The sequence below is a fragment of the Pseudomonas sp. FBF18 genome (assembly GCF_024261405.1).
GTDB classification, from domain to species: Bacteria; Pseudomonadota; Gammaproteobacteria; order Pseudomonadales; family Pseudomonadaceae; genus Aquipseudomonas; species Aquipseudomonas palmensis.
In genome coordinates this window covers 1318-2371 of record NZ_QKRS01000042.1, presented here as the reverse complement: position 1 = coordinate 2371, position 1054 = coordinate 1318, and the positions used below count along the sequence as shown (strand labels likewise).

Annotated in this window: 2 protein-coding genes; both read left to right on the top strand. The window is 46.9% G+C overall.

The genetic code is table 11. The features are described from left to right. The first annotated feature begins 117 nt into the window (after positions 1-117). Positions 118-858 (top strand): hypothetical protein, encoded by a 741-nt coding sequence (locus tag DN387_RS26010; RefSeq protein WP_156326281.1) that lies wholly within the window; start codon positions 118-120, stop codon positions 856-858. Positions 859-925: 67 nt separating this feature from the next. After that, positions 926-1054, top strand: a 129-nt coding sequence (locus tag DN387_RS26005; RefSeq protein ID WP_368044658.1) for a hypothetical protein, incomplete at its 3' end; no start/stop codon positions are given.

Sequence of the window (1054 nt, the reverse complement as noted above, 5' to 3'; positions counted from 1 at the left end):
TTCCCCCACTGACGTTACAAAAAAACTTGAAGCGAAAGGGCGTACTACTTTGCTAGGTCTTGGCGGGCGCGCAGGGGAATACTCAGCAACTGAAAAAACACGGCGGAAAGGTTAAGTATGAATATCTACAATTTTTTTGTGGCTCACCCAGAGCCAAATAGCGATCTAGATGTTGCGCAAGCATATCCTGAACTAAGAGACTGGATTTCAGTTCGGGGTAGGCTTGAACGGTGCGGGGGGAGGGCTGGTAAGGTCATAAAGTTCAATGAAAAAAAATACTCAAAGGAAATACAGCTAGGGTTGATAGATGCAGTAGAGCTTTTTTCAGCACGTAGGTGGGATAAGGATGATTGTAGGGAAATTTTGAATTGTGACTTTTCAGCGATTTTGTCGAAAGAAAAATTATTGCTGACTGGTAGTGTGGAAAAAATAACTTTGCAGCAGCTTACAGAATCTTTTTTTGAACTGGCTATGATTTCAGGTACGCAAGACTATGCCTATGGGTATAAAGAAAGTCACGCTTATGGCTTCGGATATGCTGTTGGTATTCATATGGTTGATGAGGGTCATCCACTAATGTGGCCCCGCCGCTCAGAAGCCGGAGCATGGGTGAAGCTGCAATGGGCTGGAAAAACCGATCTCTTCATTAGAGATATATATCCGGTAAACTTATTTTCGACTCGAAAGATTTCTGCCCTTCCTCCTAGAAAAAGGCAGGCTCTAGAGTGTGCTATGGGAAAATTCGGCGGGTGCGAGACACGAGGTAAGTTTACAGTGTGGGCGTTAGATGATCATGAGCTTGAAGACGTGAGAGCAGAGCTGAAATCTGTTGAGTTGCTAGCCTCATATTGTTCGTGATATCTGTGGTTTTTGCAGATCACTGTACGGCCTGCTTGTTGTTCGACAAATGGCGAAGGAATATTAACTGGGTGGCCAGTACGATGCGGTTGGCCAACTGACCTACCAGTACGACCCGATTGGCCGCCTGTTGCAGGCCACCAGCCGCCTGGGGGTGGAGACCTTCGCCTTCGACCCGGCCGGCAACCTGCTGGAT

Bases quoted from the DNA above. Each gene is read 5' to 3' on its own strand.
- DN387_RS26010 (WP_156326281.1), top strand. From the start codon at position 118: ATGAATATCTACAATTTTTTTGTGGCTCACCCAGAGCCAAATAGCGAT.